The following is a 20,254-nucleotide window of genomic DNA, read 5'->3' on the forward strand; positions in this document are numbered from 1 at the left end:
TCAATTCACCACACCGGAGCGGCGCAGCCCCAGCTTGTGGGCCAGCTCGATGCTGACGAACATGGGGCCGACCAGCAGAAACACCAGATCATCCACAAACGACGGCTTTTTGCCCTCTACCTTGTGGCCCCACACTTGTACGGCCCAGGCCAGCAACCACAAGGCCGCCGCACTCCAGCCCAACGACAGGGCGCTGCGATCCACCGCCACCACGGCGGCAAGGGACAGGGCCAGCCACACCCCCATCAACGCCGTCATACCCACGGACATGCGCAGATAGAACGGCATGCAGATCGCGGCCAGCAAGGTGCCACCGTTGACCCAGTACGCCAGGCTGCCGTCCAGCCCCAGCCAGTGCCCCAGCGGTATCAGCCAGAACAGCCCCAGGGTGGACACAAAAATGGCCGGCACACAGAGGATGTGTACCCATTGATTGACCGGATTGCGGTGGCTATCGCCATAGTCCGCCAGAAAGGTATTGAGATCACGCATGGACAGCTCTCCCGAGTTGTTGTTTTGAGCTGCCACACAGCTTAGCGGCAGCTCACACCCGGAAATTGTACGAAGGGGTTATCCCGCGCGGTGGCCCCTGGGAAGCAGGCAGACGAGACTGTCAGTCGCAGCCCCGGCGGCTGTCCTTCAGCGCGCGCAGCACCTGCTCGCGGGTCAGCAGGCCAGTCAGGATGCCCTGGGCATCCACCACCGGGTAGATTTTGGGTTTTTCCGTGACCATCAGCTCCGCCACGTTCACCGCCGAATCGTCTTCTTTCACCGTCAGCGGCTGATCGTGCATAAAGTCTTCCACCACCAGCGCCCCTTCACAGTGATAACTGGAAATCAGCAGCTTGCGCAGGCAATCCTGTTCGGAGACAAACCCCACCACCTTGTTCTGGCTATCCACCACCGGCAGCCCGGTGAACTTGTGCTGCAACAGCGCGTCCACCACTTCGGTCAGCTCGGTGCCGGTCTTGATTGCCATGGGGTGCTTTGCCATCAGGGCACGTACCGTCATCTCTTGCATGTCGCTCTCCTTCTGCCAGCCCGGCCACTACCGGAACAGTCCAGATTCATGGTTTTGACTATAGCACCCCCCGAGGAGCCTCTGCCTGCGGTTCTTGCCCATCCCAACGATCAATTCCTGCAATCGCTATACAATGCAGGCATCGCCTTCCTACAATGGCTCCCAAGACAACAAGAAGCCTGACCGCAGGCCCACATGGAGCAGAGGAACAGCGAATGGTATCGCCCCGCGTCTGGCTGGCTTTCGGGCTATTGGCCCTGTTGATTATCTCCCCGCTGCAAGCCGCCGAAAATGCGGCCTGCGATGCGGCAGAGCTGACACTGGCCCAGCTGAAACAGCAGCGTCAGCAACTGCGTACGGACCGCTACACCCTGCAATCCATTTTCGATGGCGACGTCCCCACCCCACACCAGCTCAACACCCTGCTGGGGCGCCCCCTGAACCAGCGGCCGTTACTGCCCCTGATCGAGCCGCAACCGCTTGCTGTGGTCGACAGCAAATGTCCGGCGCTGCAGAACGATATCGACACCCTGACCCAACAGGTCAACACGCTGGAGCAATCGCTCTATACCTTGCGGCAGGCGTTTTTCGGTCTCAACTTCCCCCAGCGCCAGGCCTTTCTGAACCTGGCAACGCACCATACAAAACTGCAGACACTGGCCGATAGCCCGGAGACGGATCCCTCCATTCACCAGGCGAGCCAGGTACTGCAGCGGCACATTCAGCAGGTGTGGGCGGTGCTGGGCCAGCTACAGAGCGCCCCCGCAGAGGCCCTGCAAACGCTGGATGAATTGTGGCTGCAACTACCCGCATTGCGCGCCCCCAGTGGCGCCCGTTCCACCGCCTGGCGCAGCCTGCTCAAGACACGGCTGGATATTCAGAAAGACGTCCGCGCGCTGCGCTCGGAACTGTGGGAAAACCGCCCGCTGCTGGAGCAGATCAACAACCTGGGCGGCCTTGGCCAGGCCCCACTGCTGTTACAGCACGAAAGCCAGCGCATCGGCCTGCGCGTGCTCGATATCGTTGCGTTGATGCGCTACGACCTGAATGGCCCTATCCGCAACGGCGGCTTCATGCCGGTGGTACAAAATATCCTGGCGTTGATTCTCGGGGTGGTGGGCTTCTGGTTACTGATTCATCTTGCCCAGCGCACCCGCCGCTGGGCCCTGTCACTACATGACCGGGTGGTGCAACTCAGTGGCGAGCGCCGCTGGCTACTCAATGCCAGTCGACTGATCAGCGGGCTGGCGCCGATTCTGCCGTGGATTTTGATCTGGCTGGTACTGGGGCGCCTGGACCCGTTGCTGGACACCCCCTCCAGCAAGATTCTGTTATGGCTGCTACCACTGGCGCAGCTGTATGTGATCTACGGCCTGCTGTGCCTGATTGGCGAATGGCTGGTCATGCGCGTTGCGCAAAGCGCCAATGCCTATCTGGGCGGTGGGCAGACCCAACAGGTAACACGCCACGCCCGTAATCTGGCGCGCTGGATGATTGTCCCCTGGGTGCCGGTCATTGTGGTCTGGGAAAGCCTGGGGCCATCGCTGATGTACTACCTGTTTTTCGGGGTACTGCTGGTAGCCATTTACTGGGGGCTGGGTCGGTTACTGGCATTGCGTCATCAGGACTATCAGGTCTGCCTGCAAACCCTGATGCCCTCGCGGCTGGACCCGCTGATTACTCGCCTGTTGCATCCCCGGCTCTTCTGGCTGTTTGCGCCGATGATGCTGCCCATCGCCCTGATCAGCTTTCTGGTCGGCTTTGTGGACCGGGTGCTGGCTGACTTCGACTGGTACATGCGCCTCAAGGCCCGCTGGTTCCGGTTCCGTGCCACGGTGGCCACCGACGAAGACGAGACCGATGATGCTGAACAACCGGCGGCGCAGTCCTACGAGCGCTGGTTTGCCTCCGCCCTGCCGGACGATGCGAGCAAAACCCCGTTTATCGATACCGGGCTGGTGGCGGCCATGGAGAAAAGCATCCAGCGCTGGCACGAAGACAAGACCGATGAGAACGCACTGGTCGTGGCCGGCGAGAAAGGCTGCGGCAAAAGTGTTTCGCTGGGCAAACTCAACGCGGTGCTGGAGAAAAGCTGTGAATCCCTGCAGACCCTGCACCTGAAAGTGCCTGCGAAAACCTGCACACCGGAAGCCATTCACCGATTAATTGGCGATGCGCTGGGCTCGGATCTGCTCAACGACGGCCCCGCCGCTCTGGTCAAGGAAGACGAACACCGCCAACCCACGCTGGTGGTTCTGGATGAAGCACAGAACTTTTTCCTGGCCCAGCTGGGCGGGCTGGAAGGCTGGCGCACGGTACTGAATCTGGTCAATGCGCGGCTGGACAATGTGTTCTGGGTACTGCTGATCAACAACCAGAGCTGGGCCTACCTGTGTAACGTCTTCGGCCGCGAATACCAGTTCCGCAATGTGATCCGGGTAAAACACTGGGGCCAGACCGACATTCGCTCACTGATCCTTAGCCGCAACCACCTGAGCAACTTCCAGCTACGCTACGACGAAGTGTTGCTGTCCTCGCGTGGGCCGGAGGCCGGCAATCTGCGTAATGCGGAACAACGCTATTTCAGCCTGCTGTGGGACGCCAGCCGCGGTAACCCCATGGTGGCATTACGGCTGTTCCTGACCTCAGTCAAAGTGAAAGGCCGACAAGTCACCGTGGGGCTGCCCAATCCTCCTTCTGCCAGCCTGCTCGACGGCATGGGCGATAACTCCCTGTTTGTGTACGCGGCCATTGCCACCCACGAAAACCTGACCAGCCACGAAATCACTGCGGTCACCCATTTGCCAGAGAACATCGTGCGCTACGCCCTGAAAGGCGGCTTTGATGCCGGCTTTCTGCACAAGGATGAAGACAGCCGCTACCGCCTGGTGCCCCTGTGGTACCAGCAGGTGATCAGTTACCTGACACGGAAGAACCTGCTCAATGAATGATGGAAATATCGTCAACGACCTGACCGTCGTGGTGGAACTGTTCAATGTCTACGCCTTGATGCTGCTGTTTATCGGCGGCCTGGTGCTGTGGGCGCTGAACTGGGGCATCAGCAAGGCAAGCCAGAAAATCACCGAGAAAATGCCCACCCGGCGCTTCCTGATTCTGCAGATCACGACCCTGATCGGTTTTGTGCTCTACACCGTCGGCGCCATCGCGCTGGTGATCGGGGTACTGCAGCCCCCCAAGGAGTTCATGCTTGCCGCCGGGGGCTCCATCGCCGTGGCGCTGGGCTTTGCCCTGAAAGACATTGCCGCTTCGCTGGTGGCCGGCCTGCTCCTGCTGTTCGACCGCCCTTTCCGGGTGGGCGACCGGGTCAGTTTCGATAATGTCTACGGGGAAATTGTCTCCATCGGCCTGCGCACCGTGCGCCTGCAAACCCTGGACGACAACCTGGTCACCATCCCCAATTCACGCTTTATCACCGACGTGGTCGCCTCCGGCAATGCCGGCGAGCTGGACATGATGGTCGTCACTGATTTCCACGTCGCCCTGGATGCCAACATCGAACAGGCCCAGGCCATCGTGGAGGAAATCATCGTCACCAGCCGCTACGCCTACCTGAAAAAACCGGTCACCTTTGCCATTGAAGAAATCGAAGTGGGCTACCGGCTGGCGATTCGGCTGCGCGCCAAGGCCTATGTGCTGGATGTGCATTACGAGAAGGCGTTCCAGAGCGATATCGTGGTACGGGTCTCCAAACGCTTTGCCGAAATGCAGGTGGCACGGCCCGCATAACCTGCCGGGCCGTTATTCCGTGTTCTTGTTGCCATTATCACTGGCGGGCTTGTCGGCCTCGCCGGACAGCACCTCTTCCAGCTCCTCACGGGGCATATAATCCAGATCCCAGTGACTGGTGTAGGTTTCTTTCAAACGCCGCCGCCCCCGGTGCAAGGGCTCCGGGTCTTCATCACTGCCATGGGCTGCGTGGTGCTCACCCAGTGCCGGCCCGGGCGCGCTGTCGCCCTCCGATTGCGGACGCTCCGTTTCCTGCGCCACCCCACGCCGTTGGCGCCAGGCGGTAAGCCATCGTTTCAGCCAGTGCATACTCTTTCCTCCGGCCGTTACTGTTCTGCCTACCCTATCATCCCGGCTTGCCATCCACGCGCGGGCGCGTCAGCAACGGCCCATAAAGCAGCAGGAAGCCGGCAAAGGCCAGGCTCCATAGCCCCGCAGACAGCCACACCCCGGACAACCAGGGCAACCAGCCCAGCGCCGTGAGTACCCGTAAGCCACCCGCCGTCAGCACCAGCGCATACAGCAGGATTCCGCCGGGCGGCAGCGCCATGGCACGGCCGGTATGCCCCACCGCCACACGGGTCATGACGCCCATAATGGTGGTGCCCATGGCGCCCGCCCCCAGGGCATGCAACCAGCTGGTCGGCGCCACCCAATGCCACTGGGCCAGCGCCAGCAGTACAAAGCCCAGCACCACCCACACATGCCCCAGGTGCAGAATCCACAACAGCGGCTCATCGCGGATCTGCCAGGACGACCAACCCGCCAACCGCAACGACGCCATGAGCGCAGCCGCCAGCGCCAGCACTGCCAGCAGCGTCCCCTTGATATCGAGCGCCACCAGCACGGCCACCATCAGCGCCAGGCCCAAGCCCACCGGCGTCATCCAGGGGATAGTGCGCACCCGGGCACTGTCCCGACCGCGAGCCTGTAGCCAGTTGCGTGTAAACGCCGGGGTAATGCGCCCACCGATAATCAAGATCAGCACCGCCGCCAGCACCACCAGGGCATGCAAATAATGCGGCGACCCGGACAAATGAAACAACAGATCCAGCACCCAGCAGAACGCCAGCACCATCATCAGCACTAGCTGCCGATACTGGCGGGCATGCCAGATGCGGATACCTGCCAACCAGGCCAGCACGGGCATAAAGGCCAGATCGATCACACTGGCCGCCATGGGCCAGGTGCCAGCAAACGTCATTGCCAACCGGCCGGCCAGCCACAGCAACCACACCGCCAGCAACCGCCCCCCTGCCACCGGGCGCGCCCCGGTCCAGTTGCACACCGCCGTTAGCAGAAAACCGGCAATGGCCGCATTGAGAAAGCCCGCCAGCATTTCGTGCTGGTGCCACAGCATGGGGGGCAAAGCCAGATTATCCAGGCCCCCCCGGGTCAGCAGGAACACCCACAACGGCACCAGCACGGCTGCAATTAAGGCTGCGGAAAGAAAAAACAGACGAAACGGAAACGCAAACAGCGGCGCCTGCAATCCACGCGGGGACTGCCGGGCTTGCGCGTCGGGGGTATCGGATGTGGAATCTGACGGTGCCATCGGGCTCTCCCTGCCGGAACAGACACCCTCGAATATACCCGGTTGCAGGCGAGCATGATGGTAATAACGCGGTAAAACTGACCGGGATCACGACCCGGCCAGTCAGGCGAGGATCAGGACAGCAATTGCGGGCGCTTCATCAGCCGCGCCAGTTTTTCCAGGCCCTGCTGTCGCAGGTGGGCACTATCACGCTTGGAAGGGTGAAAATCGCGTTTGTAATAGGCCAGGTAGGATTTGCCCAGCTTGCGCAGCCAGCCGGGCTTACCCACCAGCCAGTTGAGCCCCTGGCGCACGGATTTCCAGTCAGTGGGATCATCCATTTCAGCGCGCAACTGGTTGTAATGCAGAATGGTAAACCCGATGAATTCCACCGTGGTAAATGCCATTTCCGACGTCCGCACCCAATAGCTGTCCACCTGATCGCGGTACACATCAAAGGCCACGGATTTGTGTTCGCTTTCTTCCACCGCATGCCACAACCACAGCGGCACCATGCGCTCGTCCATGCCTTCGATAAATTCCGGATGTTCCAGAATCATTTCCGCCAGCATGGCGGTGAAATGCTCCAGCGCGCAGGTCTTGGCCAGCTGCCGCTCCGGCGACAACCACTTGGCCATGAATTTCAGGCCATCCTTCACATAGGCATCCACCTTGCCGGTGGGCACGCCCTTGGATTCCATAAACGCATTGAAGGCATCGTGTTCGTTGCCGTGATGCGCTTCCTGGCCGATAAACCCTTTCACCTGCTCACGCAGCAAGGGATCGGTGAGGTTCTTCTGGAAATGGCGCACGGAACGGACGAAAAAGCGTTCACCTTCAGGAAAAGTGCAGGACAACGCCGTCAAGAGCATGGTCTTGAACTGGTCATTGTCGAACCAGTAACGGGGCATGGCCGGATCAAATTGGAAATCCATCTTGCGGGGCTGAATATCACTTTTATTCACTTTTTTCGGCGGCTGACGCTTGGCCGTTTGATCGCGTTGCCCTGTGGTTATAGCAGTGGCTGCATTGGCATTCATGGCGGTGTCCTCGTTGCTCATGGACACAGTATTTGTCAGTCACAACTGGCACACTAGTGCAGGTTGTGCCATTTTGCTGGCGCAACCTGCCCATGCCCGGCTCAATGAGATGAGGCCTGTGCGCGGGCGCCGGTTTACTGTGCCGTCACGCCATCCCGCCACGGCACGGGTCAAACCGCGCCGGTTTCCCGCCGGTACAACCGCGCATGAATATCGCCGCCGCTTTTTTCTTTCGACAACACCCAGTGTGCAGGCACCGCCGGCACCTCGCCCTGGCGGCGACTTTCCACATAGATAATCGCCCCGTCTGCCAGCAGCCCGTGGGCTTCCAGCGCCTCACAGGCCGGCGTCACCAAGCCCAGATCGTAAGGCGGGTCGATAAAAACCAAATCAAATGCTTCCCGTTGCGCAGGCAGCCAACTCAAGGCATCGGCGCAATGCACCGTAATGCGCCCCTCGAACAGGGGCGTTAACTGACGGTTCAGGTCCGCGCTCCGGTCACGCTGCTTCTCCACCAACACCGCCTCCCGGGCACCCCGGCTCAGGGCTTCCGCCCCCAACGCACCGGAACCCGCGAACAGATCCAGCACCCGCAGCCCCGGCAACTCGAATTGCAACCAGTTGAACAGAGTTTCGCGCATACGATCCGAAGACGGGCGCAAATCACCACCGTGGTCCACAAAGTGCAGCCGATGGCCACGCCGTTCACCACCGATAATCCGTACCTGGCCTTTCTGCGCCGCCCCGGCGCTGGCGACGGGGCGTTTACCTGAACGCTTACGGGGCACGATCGGCGGGCTCCTCGGCGGCGGCCGCGTCAGCGTCGCTATCGGCCGGACGAATCTGTGGCGCCTTGGGACCGATGCTGACGATGGCCAGATTGTCCGGGGTCAGGTTGCGCTGGAACGCGGCCTGAATCTCCTCCGCCGTCACCGTGCGCACCTGCTGGTTGAACCACTGCAGGTAATCCAGCGGCAGGTCGTAGAAACCGATGGCGCCAAGCTGGCCGATGATGTCGCTGTTATCCGCCGTGCCCAGGGCAAAGCTGCCAAGAATGCTGGCGCGGGTTTCTTCCAGCTGTTCCGCGGTGGGGCCGTCCTGCACAAACTGGTCGATCAGATCCAGGGTCAGGGTCAGCGCGTCGTCGGCATTGTCGTTACCCGTCTGCAGGCGCACCTGAAACGGGCCACCGGCGGCCATGGGGCCGAAATGGCTGCTGATACCGTACACGTAGCCACGCTTCTGCCGCACTTCGTCGGTGAGAATGGAGGCAAAGCCACCACCACCGAGCACCTGATTGCCCACATACAAAGCCACATGGTCCGGGTTGCCCCGCCAGGTGGCCTGATTGCCGAGCAGGATATGGGTCTGGGCGGAGGGAAAGGTAATGTGCTGGCGTTGGCGCTCGGCGAGCGGTGCGGCCCGCTCCAGCGACGGCGCCGCCTGACCTTCCGGCAACGCAGCGCTGATGTCCGCGGCAATTGTCTCCGCCTGGGCGCGGTCCAGATCACCCACCATGGCAATCACGGTGTTACCCGCCGCGTAGTAGGTGCGGTAGAAATCCTGCAGTTGATCACGGGCGATGGCCGGCAGACTCTCCAGGGTGCCATCACTGGGCTGCCCGTAGGGATGGCCGGCAAACACCGTGGCCTGAAACGCCTTGCTCACCTGCGGGCCGGGCACCTGGGTTTCCATGCGCAGCCCTTGCATCATCTGGGTACGAATTCGCGCCAGGGTGTCCTGCTCAAACGTCGGGCTACCGATCACCTGATTGAACAGCGCCAATACCGGTTCACGGTACTGCGCCTCGGACAGGGTCCGCAGGCTGATCACCCCCATGTCCCGGTAGCTGGACGAGGAAAAGCTGGCGCCCTGATCTTCAAAGCCGCGGGCGATATCGTCCACGCTCATGCCATCGGCGCCTTCGCCCAGCAAGGCGCTGGTGAGTGACGCCAGGCCCGGGTGCGCACCATCGCGGGCGGAGCCGGCATCACTGACCAGACGAATATCCAGCATGGGCAGCGCATCGCTGGCCACAAACAGGACTTTCGCCCCGTCCCCAGTTTGCCAGGACTGGATATCCAGCGCTGGCGCTTGCGGGTCGGTTGCTGCCACCTGCGCTTCGGTGCGGGGGAAAGCCCCCGAAAAGGTCCCGGCACAGGCACTCAGCAGCGCGCCCAGAACGAGCAAACAGGCCAGTCGGAAAGCATTCATCTTCATGGTTGCGGCTCCGCTTTCGGTTGATCAGAGGTGGGCGCTTTCGGTTTCACCGTGCCCACGGTCAGCCGTTCTGGCACCAGCCATTGCTGTGCCACGCGCTGCACGTCTTCGGCGGTAACTGCCTCCAGGTTGTCGGCAAAGCGGGCGGACAGGTCAATATCCAGCCCCAGGGTGCTCAGCATCCCCAGCTCCATGGCCTGACCCATCACCGAGTCTTTTTCGTACACCTGGCCCGCCAGCACCCCGGCCCGCACCCGCGCCATTTCCGCGTCGGTGGGCAGCGTGGTTTGCAGCCGTTCGATCTGCGCCAGCAGCGCTTTTTCCACTTGCTCCAGAGTCACGTCCGGGCTGGGAGCGGCGGTCAACGTGAAGGTACCATCGCCCCGCTGAATCCCGCTGTAGCTGGCACCGGCGCCGGCCACCAGCCGTTCGCCACGCACCAGATCCGTTTCGATGCGCGCGCTCATGCCGCCATCAAGCACGCCAGCCAGCATGGTCAGGGCGTAGAAATCACTCTTGTCTTCCAGCGTGACCAGCGACGGCACGTTGTACATCATGTACAGGGAGGGCACTTTTACCGGCAGATTCAGCGCCAGACGGCGCTCACCGGCCGGCGGATTCACCGTCTGTTTGGGCCGTGGCGGAGTCTGCCCGGCCGGCAGATCGGCAAAGAATTTCTCCACCAGAGGCTCCACCTGCTCGCGGGTGACATCCCCGGCAATCACCAGGGTGGCGTTGCCCGGCACATAGAACCGCTGGTACCAGCTACGCGCCTGCTCCGGCTGCAGCTGGGCCAGCAGCGAGCGCCAGCCAATAATCGGGTGGGCATAGCCAGTCCCCGGACGGGCCACCGCCTGGAATTTTTCCCAGGCCAGCGCATTGGGGTTATCGTCCGTGCGCATGCGCCGCTCTTCCATCACCACATCCAGCTCGCGGGCAAATTCCGCGTCGTCAATTTCCAGGTGCCCCAAGCGTTCCGCCTCCAACTCCAGCGCCAACGGCAGGCGCGACACTTCGTATTGCTGGAAGTAAGCGGTGTAGTCATAACTGGTAAAGGCGTTATCGCTGCCCCCGTAACGAGACACCAGCCTGGAAAAATCGCCGGGGCCCAGCTTCTCGGTGCCCTTGAACATCATGTGTTCCAGCACGTGGGCCAGCCCGGTCTCAAAAGGGGCTTCATCAATACTGCCCGCCTTGAACCACACCATCACGGTGACCACCGGCGCGCGGTGATCTTCACGGACCAGCACTTTCAGGCCGTTATCCAGCGTAAAGGCATGGGTCGGCAGCGCCGCCTGGGCAGTCAGCGACCACAGACCCAGCGCCAATACCGTTATCAGTCTTTTCATGAAATACCTCTATTGGGGGCACACCTGTGTTGAGAACCACAAACCCGAAGCTGCTCCCCTCTCCCCATAATGGTAGGATAGCGGCGCGTTCGCCCCCGCGAACGGCAACTCTGCAAGCAGGTCCTTTTTTTCTCCGGCATAGCATACCGGGTTATCGCCCTGCTCTTGCAGCCTCATTGCAAAAGAAGGGTCACCCTTCTTGATTGGATACGACTGATCATGAGCGACGAAGTTTCCCGCGACGACGACAACCGCCCGCAACCGGACGAAAAACCGGAAGAAAAGAAGACCGGTTTCTGGAAGCGCATATTTACCGGTGTGGATGCCGACGAGGCACCCACCGCAGCGCCCGAGCCCGCGGCAGAAAGCGCTCCGGCACCCGCTGAGCCTGCCACACCGCCACCAACAGCAGCGCCGGAGCCCATACCTTCTGCGCCAGCCGCCCCCGAGGAAAGCCCTCAGGATGAGGACGGCGACGGCGGTTTCTGGACCCGCATGAAGCAGGGCATGAGCAAGACCCGCAAGGGACTGGGCAAGGGCCTGGCCGACCTGCTGGTGGGCGCCAAAGAGATCGACGACGAGATCTTCGAGGAAATCGAAACCCAGCTGCTGGTGGCGGATGTGGGCGTGGAAGCCACCGACGTGATCGTTCAGGCCCTCACCGACCAGGTGACCCGCGAAGAACTGGTAGACGCCGACGCCCTCTACGAATCCCTGCAGAACGAATTGCGCAAGTTGCTGGTTCCGGTGGACCAGCCCATGCAGATCGACGGCAGCAAAAAGCCCTACGTGATCCTGATGGTGGGTGTGAACGGGGTCGGCAAGACCACCACCATCGGCAAGCTGGCCTGCCGCTTCAAGGCCGAAGGCAAGAGCGTGATGCTGGCCGCCGGTGACACCTTCCGGGCGGCCGCCGTGGAGCAGCTACAGGTATGGGGCGAGCGTAACGACATTCCCGTGGTGGCCCAGCACACCGGCGCCGATTCTGCCTCGGTGGTCTATGACGCGGTGCAAGCCGCCCAGTCTCGCGGTGCCGATATTTTGATCGCCGATACCGCCGGGCGCCTGCATACCCGCGGCAACCTGATGGAAGAACTCACCAAGGTCACCCGGGTGATGAAAAAACTGATCCCGGATGCGCCCCACGAGGTATTGCTGGTACTCGATGCAGGCACCGGCCAGAATGCCATCAACCAGGCAGAACAGTTCCGTGATGCCGCCGGCGTGACCGGGTTGGCACTCACCAAGCTCGACGGCACCGCCAAAGGCGGTATCCTGTTTGCCTTGGCCAAACGCACTGGCCTGCCGATTCGTTTTATCGGCGTCGGGGAACGACTGGAAGACCTGCGCCCCTTCCATGCGGAAGAGTTTGTGCAGGCACTGTTTGAAGATGTGACCGGTTAAACGCCGCACGCCCCAGGCTTCACGCAACACGCCGCGTGTAAGCCTGCTGCGTGTTACGTGAAGCGGTCGAGCCTAAGCGAGACACCATGATTCAGTTTGACCGGGTCAGCAAACGCTACCCGAACGGGAAAGACGCGCTCAGCAAAGTGGGGTTCACACTCCCCGCCGGGCAGTTGACGTTTCTCACCGGTCACTCCGGGGCGGGCAAGTCCACCCTGCTGAAACTGATCATGATGATTGAGCGCCCTACACAAGGGCAGGTGCTGATAGATAACCAGAACCTGAACGGTTTCAGTAATCGCCACATCCCCCTGCTGCGCCGCAAGATCGGCATGGTCCACCAGAACCACCAACTGCTGTTCGACCGCAGTGTCTTTGATAACGTGGCCCTGCCGTTGATCATCGCCGGCTATGCCCGTGCCGACATCGGCAAACGGGTGCGCGCCGCCCTGGACAAGGTGGGCCTGCTGGACAAGGAAAAGCTCAACCCGATCATGCTCTCCGGCGGCGAACAGCAACGCGTGGGCATCGCCCGGGCAGTGGTCAACAAACCCCCGCTGCTGCTGGCCGATGAGCCCACCGGCAACCTGGACCCGGCCCTGTCCGAAGAGATCATGGACCTGTTCAAGGATTTCGCCCGGGTCGGCGTGGCGGTCTTGATCGCCACCCACGACCTGAGCCTGATCGCCCGCTACAACCACCGCCTGCTGACCTTGCGCGAAGGCCGCCTGATCCATGACGGCGACGAATCGGGAGAGGCCCATGGCGCCTAACAACACCAACAAGGGCAAAAGCAACCGGGGCGCCCGCAGCGCCACTCCGGTCAAACCCGGCCGCCAGAAAACGGAACGGCCACGTCGGGTGGCCGGCGCTCACAGCGCCCAGACCTCCCTGAGAGACCGTTTTATCAGCTGGCGCCAGCACCATCGCGACTCCCTGCGCGACGCCCTGCAACGCCTCAATGCCGCCCGCGCCAGCAGCGCCATGACCATTCTGGTCATCGCCATCGCCCTGGCCCTGCCCGCCGGGTTGGCCGTGCTGCTGGACAATGCCCGCGCCATCACCCGGGGCTGGGACGGCAATGCCCATCTGTCCGTGTTCCTGGACATGGATATTAGCGAGGCCCGCCAGCGGGCGCTGGCCGAGGAATGGCAAGGCACCGAAAATATCACCCGCACCGAGGTGATTACCCGCGCCCAGGCGCTGGCGGAGTTCAAGGCCCTGTCCGGTTTCGGTGATGTACTCGAAGCCCTGCCGGACAACCCGCTTCCCCCGCTGATTGTGGTCTTCCCGGACAGCACCGACCCGGTGACCCTGCGCGCCCTGGAGAACCGCCTGGGCGACGCTGATGGTGTGGATCTGGTGCAGCTGGACGTGGAATGGGTACGCCGCCTGCACGCCCTCATCGAGCTGGGAGAGCGACTCATTTCCGCCCTCACCCTGGCGCTGGCCGCCGCCGTGGTGCTGGTCATGGTGAACACCATCCGCCTGGCCATCGAAAGCCGGCGGGAAGAAATTGTGGTGGTCAAGATTGTCGGCGGCACCGACGGCTTCGTCCGTCGTCCCTTCCTCTATACCGGCTTTTGCTTCGGCTTCGCGGGCGGCCTCACCGCAGTCATTCTGGTGCAGGTTGCGCTGTGGTGGCTGGGCGGGCCCATTGATGAATTGCTGATGCTTTATAGCAGCGAGCAATCTCTGACCTCCATGGCCGCATCCAGCCTGATCATCCTGCCCCTGTTCAGCGGTGTACTGGGCCTGCTGGGCGCCTGGCTGGCCGTGGGCCGCCACCTGGGCGATATCGAGCCTAATTTCTGAGGCAAAGGCCCCGCAGCCCGGCTTCAAGCCTGAGCGGGTAGCCTGACAAATTGACGCCCAGGGAACCTGATCGCCCCAAACCCCTCTAATACTCTGTTCATCCGTGCTTAACACGGGCGATGCATGCTCTTCAGCATCGATCAACTGAGTCGATCAAACGGAACTTTTTCGCCTATTAGCACTCTATGAATGCGAGTGCTAATATCAGGACTCAAACGGATTGGGATGCTCGTCAACGAGCGACGCCAACGAGGAGAACACGCGCATGACACACCTTTCAGAACGCGCACAGGCGCTCACATTAGCCGTACCGGGTAACGACCTGGACGCCTACATGCGAGCCGTTAACGCCGTGCCGGTACTCAGCGCAGAGGAAGAACAACGCCTTGGCGAACGACTGTATTACGATCAGGACCTGGATGCGGCACGCAGCCTGGTCCTGTCTCACTTGCGCTTTGTCGCCCACATCGCCCGCAGCTACACCGGTTACGGCCTGCCACTGGGCGACTTGGTGCAGGAAGGCAACGTGGGCCTGATGAAGGCCGTAAAACGCTTTGACCCCACTAAAGGGGTCCGTCTGGTGAGCTTTGCGGTGCACTGGATCAAGGCCGAAATCCACGAATACGTGATCAAGAACTGGCGCATCGTGAAAGTGGCCACCACCAAGGCCCAGCGCAAGCTGTTCTTCAACCTGCGTGGCCAGAAAAAACGTCTGGGCCGCCTGACCATGGAAGAGGCCCAGCGGGTCGCCGACGACCTGGGCGTTACCGCCACGCAGGTCAAGGAAATGGAAGGCCGTCTGGGCGCCTACGACGCCAGCTTCGATGGCCCCACCAACGATGACGACGACAGCACCGTGGTGTCACCCGCCGCCTATCTACACAGCGACAACAGTGACCCGGCCGATCTGCTTGCGGAACAGGACAAGCAGCAGCGCGAAAGTCGCCAGCTGAGCTCCGCCCTGATGGCACTGGACGAACGCAGCCGCGACATTCTGGAACGCCGCTGGCTGGCGGACCAGAAATCCACCCTGCAGGAACTGGCCGACGAATACGGCGTGTCTGCCGAACGGATTCGCCAGCTGGAAAACAACGCCATCAAAAAGCTGCGTAACGCCATCGCAGCGTAAAGATACGCTGCATGCTTCACGCAACAGGCAACACGCTAAAAGCCCCTTCCGAGGGGCTTTTTTGTGCCGCTTTACGGCAACGACACACATCATGCGGCGTAACACGCAAAAACCTTATTCCCGCTGTAGGAACCGAGCTTGCGAAGGTAACCGCCACAGGCTGGCCCGTAAGGGTGAGCGAAGCGAATAACGCCACTTGAGGCGCGAATAGCGGCCCCTCGCAACCCCTTCTCGTTACTCGAAACGACATCCCTCGCCAAGGCTCGGGTTCGCGCCCCAAGCGGCGCTCCTACCCTCGCAACGAATGTACCCCGCGACACGGATATTCCGGTACACTATGCAACCCGAGGCGGCACTCGTTTTGACCGCCACTGCGGAGTCCCGAATGAAAACCCTGCTTGTACTCGGCGCCCTCAACAGCGCCCTTGCCGTCATGCTCGGCGCCTTCGGTGCCCATGGCCTGAAAGCCCGCGTGGACGAATCCCTGCTCGCCACCTGGGCCACCGCCAGCGAATACCATTTCTTTCATGCGCTGGCGCTGCTGCTGGTGGGTTTACTGGCGAAAACGTTCGGCGCCTCCAGCATGGTCACTGCCGGCTGGGTATTGTTTGCCGGTATGCTGGTATTCAGTGGTAGCCTGTACGTACTGGTGTTAAGCGGGCAGAAATGGCTTGGCGCCATTACCCCGCTAGGCGGCACCGCCCTGATCATCGGCTGGCTGATGCTGGCCTGGTCCCTTTTCAAACACGCTTGATAAAGATCATGAAGCTCATTGTGAATGGCGATACGCTCTCCCTGGACGGCAACACCATTGCCGACCTGGTGGCCCAGCTGGAACTGACTGGCCGCCGGCTGGCGGTGGAAGTGAACCGGGACATCATCCCGAAAAGCCAACATGCCGACTTCACGCTGAACGAAGGTGACGTGCTGGAAATCGTGCATGCCATCGGCGGCGGCTGACCCGCACCACCCGAATTGTCCTGACAGCAAACTACTCACCGAATTATCGAGGCCAGAATGTCCGACCTGCTGACCATTGCCGGAAACACCTACTCCTCCCGCCTGCTGATCGGCACCGGCAAGTACAAGGATTTTGAGGAAACCCGCGACGCCATCGAAACCAGCGGAGCAGAAATCGTCACTGTGGCCATTCGCCGTACCAACATTGGCCAGAACGCGGACGAGCCCAACCTGCTCGACTACATCACCCCGGACAAATACACCATCCTGCCCAACACCGCCGGCTGTTTTACCGCCGAAGATGCGGTGCGGTGCTGCAAGCTGGCGCGGGAACTGCTGGATGGCCACGACCTGGTGAAACTGGAAGTGCTCGGCGACCAGAAAACCCTGTACCCGAACATTACCCACACCCTGCACGCCGCCCGCGAATTGATCGACGACGGCTTCAAGGTGATGGTTTACACCAACGACGACCCCATCGTGGCAAAAGAACTGGAAGACATGGGCTGCGTAGCAGTGATGCCATTGGGTTCGCTGATCGGTTCCGGACTGGGTATTCTCAACCCGCACAACATCAAGCTGATCATGGAAGAAGCGAAGGTCCCCATCATCGTGGACGCCGGCGTGGGCACCGCCTCCGATGCGGCGCTGGCCATGGAAATGGGCTGTGACGGCGTGCTTCTCAATTCAGCCGTGGCCCATGCCCAAAAGCCGGTATTGATGGCCTCCGCCATGAAGAAAGCCATCGAAGCCGGCCGCGAAGCCTTCCTGGCCGGGCGCATGCCGCGCAAGGCCTACGCCTCGGCTTCTTCGCCGCTGGATGGTCTGAGTCGCTAGTAAAAGCCCGCTGCCGGCAGGCAAAAAAACGGCGCCACTCAGGGGGGAGTTGGCGCCAAGGGGAAGTGTTGAACCGTTGATGCTCGTGCACTTCAGGCAGAGTTGTATTGAATCTCTGTGTTCACTTTACCCATCCCCGATCAAGGTGGCGTGAAGAGGGCACATTCACCGCCAACCGGTCCTTTTTGTTATAATCCACTGCTACAGCGTCACCCTTTCATCCGCCTCTTTCACTACGGTAGTCCGGCCCCATGCTCGATTTCATCAACCACGATAAAGATCCGGAAACCGGCAAGGTCATGCGCAAGGTGCGCAGCTTTGTCCTGCGCGAGGGCCGCCTGACCGCCGGGCAGCGCAATGCCCTGGATACCCTGTGGCCCCGCTTCGGGCTGGAGCGGGCTCAGGGCGCGCTGGATCCCGAACACGTTTTCGGCCGCGATGCTCCCCGGGTGCTCGAGATCGGTTACGGCATGGGCCAGTCGCTGGCCCAAATGGCCGCCGCCGACCCGGACAAGGACTTTATCGGTATCGAAGTGCACCGTCCCGGCGTAGGCGCCCTGCTAATGGAAATCGAGCAGCAGGGCCTGAATAACCTGCGCAGCTACTGTGACGATGCGGTAGAGATTCTTGAACTGTGTATTCCCGACAACAGCCTGGCACGGGTGCAACTCTACTTCCCCGACCCCTGGCACAAGAAGAAACACCACAAGCGCCGTATCGTCCAGCCCGCCTGGGTGGCGCTGGTGCAGCGCAAATTACAGCCCGGCGGCATCCTGCATATGGCCACGGACTGGGAAAACTACTCCGAACACATGATGGAAGTGATGAACACGGCCGAGGGATTCAACAATGCGGCAGGGCCTGGCGGCTTCTCGCCGCGCCCGAGCTGGCGCCCGGAAACCAAGTTTGAGCGCCGCGGAGAAAAACTTGGCCACGGAGTCTGGGACTTGTTGTTCGAGAAAAGCGCTTAACAGGAAAGAATTCGTTCTACAAACGGGCAAAAAAACCGCAGCGTGGGCTGCGGTTTTTCTTTGCTCGATCTCAGCGGAAGTAGCCTTCCACCCCCAAGCTTAAGCTGTTGTATTCCAGCTCTTCACCCATTTCATCTTCAAAACTGTAGAAGGTGTAACCGGCGACAATACCGCCTTTGCCCTGATTGAAGAGAAATTTACCACGCAGGCCATAGAAAAAATCCCGACCATCGCTGCTGCCTTTAGACGTTCCGAGGGCAGTGGTAGTAGTGGATTCGCCATCCCAGTTCTGCAAACCCAATGTCCCCCCCAAATAAACGGTGTCCGCAAGTGGGAACATGATATCAGCAGCCAGGTACAGACCATCGGCATCCACCTCATATTCGCCTATCTTCATTCCACCAGTGAACACCTCTCCGGATTGCTCCCCGAATTGGCGATACCCAACCCGAATAGAAGACGCGCCACTAAAAGCATACCCCAGGTACAGGTCTGGGCCGGTACTGGCACCATCATCTTCTACGTTGAAGCCGCTACCCAGTACATCTTCCAGCTCATCAGCAAAATTGCCGGTATCCCGCGCAAAGCCTCCACCCACAAGAAAGCCTCCTTTCAGGCTATCTTCGGCAGCCCAGGAATTTCCGGTGGCCAAGGTTACCAGCAACATCACTAGCGTTTTTTTCATGATTCCCCCCTTATTTTGGCAAAGGCGGCAAGACTAATAGCTAAACGGCAGATGGAAAATCTTTTTCTTATCGTTGCGATATTGCTTACACGCTTTTGAGAGATGTCGCACTGGCAACCCCCATCGCCCCCATCGTGCCCAGCACCAGCAACGCCCAATCGTTCCCCAACATGGCCACCGCCGCACTGATACCGCCAACCGCCAGCAACAGAACGCCAATCACGGTATTGCTCACCGCAGTGTAATCGGTGCGCTTGGTGCCGCCCGCCATGTCCACCATGTAGGTCTTGCGGCCGATACGCACGCCGGCATGGGCAATAGCCAGGATGAAAAAAGCCACCGGGTACAACCAGTGCATCCCCTCTGCCTGCACACCGGACACCGACACCGCGCCCGCCACCACACACACCAGCGCCGCCAGCGCGCCACCGCGAACCATCACGGTGCGGCTGGAGCTGTCCGCCATATAGCCCCACACCGTGGCACTCACCGCACTGGCCAGGCTCGACGCCAACACGAAACTCCCCAGCAGCAACGCCAGGCTGGATTGCTCTTTCGCCAGCAACACCAGAAACGGCGACGCCAATGACGACGCCATCAGCAAGGCACGGGTGATTACGAAACGCCGAAAAGGCGCATCGTCCTTCAACAGGGACAAGCTATTCCAGGCCTCGCGAAGGGCGTTGCTACCGCCCTCGCTGGCACCGGGATATTCATCCACGGACAGAAACATCAGCGCGGCCACCAACCAGGCCGCACCGGCACCGGCCAGCAGTGCACTGTAGAACAGGACGGAAGGGTCGCTGTCGCCACGGAAGATCAACAGCGTCAGCCCGAAGGTCAGCGCTCCGGACAGCGTGGCCGACAGTCCGGTGAGCCGGCCACGGCGGGATTTGGGAATGCACTTGCCCTGCACATCCTTCATGGACACGGAACAGAAGCCCCGGCTGATGCTAAAGAGCACCAGCAGGCCAACAATCCCCCACCCCGCGGCCAGGCCATCCAGCAACCAGACCACCAGCGCCATGCCCAGCACGGACAATCCCTGCAGCGCCGCTCCCAGCACCCAGAAGCCCTTGCGTACGGGATAGCGCCGCACCAGCGCGCCGATCATCAACTGAGGAATCAGCGAGCCGGACTCGCGAATCGGCACCAGCAAACCGGCCAGAGAGCCCGGCGCGCCCACCGCACTGATCAGCCAGGCCAGCACGGTTTTCGGGTTGATCAACAGGTCGCCGACCTTGGTCAGCGTATTGGCGGCGATAATGCGAAAGAAGTTGCCCGGCACCTCCCGGCAAGCGTCCTCACTAATGTCCGTACAGGTGCGCGCATCTTCATCGTTGGCCACTTTTTCATACAAAGCGTCCACTACCGATTCTTTCTTCATACCCTTCCTGATAATCGCTAGACGCCGAATGCCGGATGCCTGACGAAAAACACGCGGCCTGAAATGCTGCCGCTATTCCGAGACGCTTTCCCCGTTTTGCGGCGCGCAGGGGTTTTGTATGAAAGCATCCGGCATACTGGATGCACAGAACCGCG

At 61.0% G+C, this 20,254-nt stretch carries 20 protein-coding genes; 10 read left to right on the forward strand and 10 right to left on the reverse strand.

Annotated elements, in window-relative coordinates:
• Both ADG881_RS09090 and ADG881_RS09095 read right to left on the reverse strand, forming a co-directional pair.
• A complete protein-coding gene (locus tag ADG881_RS09090; protein ID WP_007150117.1) occupies positions 1-492 on the reverse strand; it encodes a DUF962 domain-containing protein in 492 nt (163 codons plus the stop codon).
• Between the two features lie 121 nt (positions 493-613).
• Positions 614-1,021 carry a CBS domain-containing protein gene (locus ADG881_RS09095; protein WP_007149946.1) on the reverse strand — a complete coding sequence of 136 codons (408 nt, stop codon included), beginning with the start codon at positions 1,019-1,021 and terminating at the stop codon, positions 614-616.
• A 215-nt stretch (positions 1,022-1,236) separates the two neighbouring features.
• Between ADG881_RS09095 and ADG881_RS09100 the strand changes: the two genes are divergently transcribed.
• Positions 1,237-3,972 (forward strand): ATP-binding protein, encoded by a 2,736-nt coding sequence (locus ADG881_RS09100; RefSeq protein ID WP_007151541.1) that lies wholly within the window; start codon positions 1,237-1,239, stop codon positions 3,970-3,972.
• The gene (locus ADG881_RS09105; protein WP_007150312.1) at positions 3,965-4,768 is read left to right on the forward strand and encodes a mechanosensitive ion channel family protein; all 804 of its coding nucleotides are present in this window, start codon (positions 3,965-3,967) and stop codon (positions 4,766-4,768) included. The genes ADG881_RS09100 and ADG881_RS09105 overlap by 8 nt, the downstream gene beginning before the upstream one ends.
• 12 nt (positions 4,769-4,780) lie before the next feature.
• Here ADG881_RS09105 and ADG881_RS09110 read toward each other — a convergent pair whose 3' ends face one another.
• The 6 genes from ADG881_RS09110 to ADG881_RS09135 all read right to left on the reverse strand — a co-directional run bounded on the left by ADG881_RS09110 (position 4,781) and on the right by ADG881_RS09135 (position 10,911).
• Entirely contained in the window at positions 4,781-5,077 is a 297-nt protein-coding gene (locus ADG881_RS09110) for a hypothetical protein (RefSeq protein ID WP_007150660.1), read from the reverse strand.
• A gap of 37 nt (positions 5,078-5,114) precedes the next feature.
• A complete protein-coding gene (locus ADG881_RS09115) occupies positions 5,115-6,323 on the reverse strand; it encodes an NnrS family protein (protein ID WP_083787472.1) in 1,209 nt (402 codons plus the stop codon).
• 113 nt (positions 6,324-6,436) lie between these two features.
• Positions 6,437-7,342: a metal-dependent hydrolase gene (locus ADG881_RS09120; RefSeq protein ID WP_155136624.1), complete on the reverse strand. Its 906-nt coding sequence runs from the start codon at positions 7,340-7,342 to the stop codon at positions 6,437-6,439.
• Between the two features lie 170 nt (positions 7,343-7,512).
• Positions 7,513-8,130 carry a 16S rRNA (guanine(966)-N(2))-methyltransferase RsmD gene (rsmD, locus tag ADG881_RS09125; RefSeq protein WP_007151586.1) on the reverse strand — a complete coding sequence of 206 codons (618 nt, stop codon included), beginning with the start codon at positions 8,128-8,130 and terminating at the stop codon, positions 7,513-7,515.
• Positions 8,120-9,562, reverse strand: coding sequence for a pitrilysin family protein (locus tag ADG881_RS09130; RefSeq protein ID WP_007148849.1), 1,443 nt, complete (start codon positions 9,560-9,562; stop codon positions 8,120-8,122). The genes rsmD and ADG881_RS09130 overlap by 11 nt, the downstream gene beginning before the upstream one ends.
• Positions 9,559-10,911 carry a pitrilysin family protein gene (locus ADG881_RS09135; RefSeq protein ID WP_007148942.1) on the reverse strand — a complete coding sequence of 451 codons (1,353 nt, stop codon included), beginning with the start codon at positions 10,909-10,911 and terminating at the stop codon, positions 9,559-9,561. Before ADG881_RS09135 ends, ADG881_RS09130 begins: the two co-directional genes overlap by 4 nt.
• A gap of 219 nt (positions 10,912-11,130) precedes the next feature.
• Between ADG881_RS09135 and ftsY the strand changes: the two genes are divergently transcribed.
• The 8 genes from ftsY to trmB all read left to right on the forward strand — a co-directional run bounded on the left by ftsY (position 11,131) and on the right by trmB (position 18,027).
• Positions 11,131-12,315 (forward strand): signal recognition particle-docking protein FtsY, encoded by a 1,185-nt coding sequence (gene ftsY / locus ADG881_RS09140; RefSeq protein WP_007149048.1) that lies wholly within the window; start codon positions 11,131-11,133, stop codon positions 12,313-12,315.
• 86 nt (positions 12,316-12,401) lie between these two features.
• Entirely contained in the window at positions 12,402-13,088 is a 687-nt protein-coding gene (ftsE, locus tag ADG881_RS09145) for a cell division ATP-binding protein FtsE (protein WP_007150059.1), read from the forward strand.
• Positions 13,078-14,130, forward strand: a complete 1,053-nt coding sequence (ftsX, locus tag ADG881_RS09150) for a permease-like cell division protein FtsX (RefSeq protein ID WP_007150536.1) — start codon at positions 13,078-13,080, stop codon at positions 14,128-14,130. Before ftsE ends, ftsX begins: the two co-directional genes overlap by 11 nt.
• A 265-nt stretch (positions 14,131-14,395) precedes the next feature.
• Positions 14,396-15,259, forward strand: a complete 864-nt coding sequence (rpoH, locus tag ADG881_RS09155; protein WP_007149640.1) for an RNA polymerase sigma factor RpoH — start codon at positions 14,396-14,398, stop codon at positions 15,257-15,259.
• 385 nt (positions 15,260-15,644) lie between these two features.
• Positions 15,645-16,013, forward strand: coding sequence for a DUF423 domain-containing protein (locus ADG881_RS09160; protein WP_007151521.1), 369 nt, complete (start codon positions 15,645-15,647; stop codon positions 16,011-16,013).
• Positions 16,014-16,021: 8 nt separating this feature from the next.
• Positions 16,022-16,219, forward strand: a complete 198-nt coding sequence (gene thiS / locus ADG881_RS09165; protein WP_007148846.1) for a sulfur carrier protein ThiS — start codon at positions 16,022-16,024, stop codon at positions 16,217-16,219.
• Between the two features lie 57 nt (positions 16,220-16,276).
• Complete coding sequence (locus ADG881_RS09170) at positions 16,277-17,056, forward strand: thiazole synthase (RefSeq protein WP_007149119.1); 780 nt, start codon at positions 16,277-16,279, stop codon at positions 17,054-17,056.
• A gap of 251 nt (positions 17,057-17,307) precedes the next feature.
• Positions 17,308-18,027 carry a tRNA (guanosine(46)-N7)-methyltransferase TrmB gene (gene trmB / locus ADG881_RS09175; RefSeq protein WP_007150755.1) on the forward strand — a complete coding sequence of 240 codons (720 nt, stop codon included), beginning with the start codon at positions 17,308-17,310 and terminating at the stop codon, positions 18,025-18,027.
• A 70-nt stretch (positions 18,028-18,097) separates the two neighbouring features.
• On the opposite strand, the gene ADG881_RS09180 is transcribed toward trmB, so the two are convergent.
• Positions 18,098-18,712 (reverse strand): outer membrane beta-barrel protein, encoded by a 615-nt coding sequence (locus ADG881_RS09180; RefSeq protein ID WP_007149188.1) that lies wholly within the window; start codon positions 18,710-18,712, stop codon positions 18,098-18,100.
• 85 nt (positions 18,713-18,797) lie between these two features.
• On the reverse strand, positions 18,798-20,099 hold the full coding sequence (locus ADG881_RS09185; protein ID WP_007149180.1) for a hypothetical protein: 1,302 nt from the start codon (positions 20,097-20,099) through the stop codon (positions 18,798-18,800).
• Between the last annotated feature and the right edge of the window lie 155 nt (positions 20,100-20,254).

It is taken from the genome of Alcanivorax sp. DG881, assembly GCF_000155615.1.
GTDB lineage: Bacteria > Pseudomonadota > Gammaproteobacteria > Pseudomonadales > Alcanivoracaceae > Alcanivorax.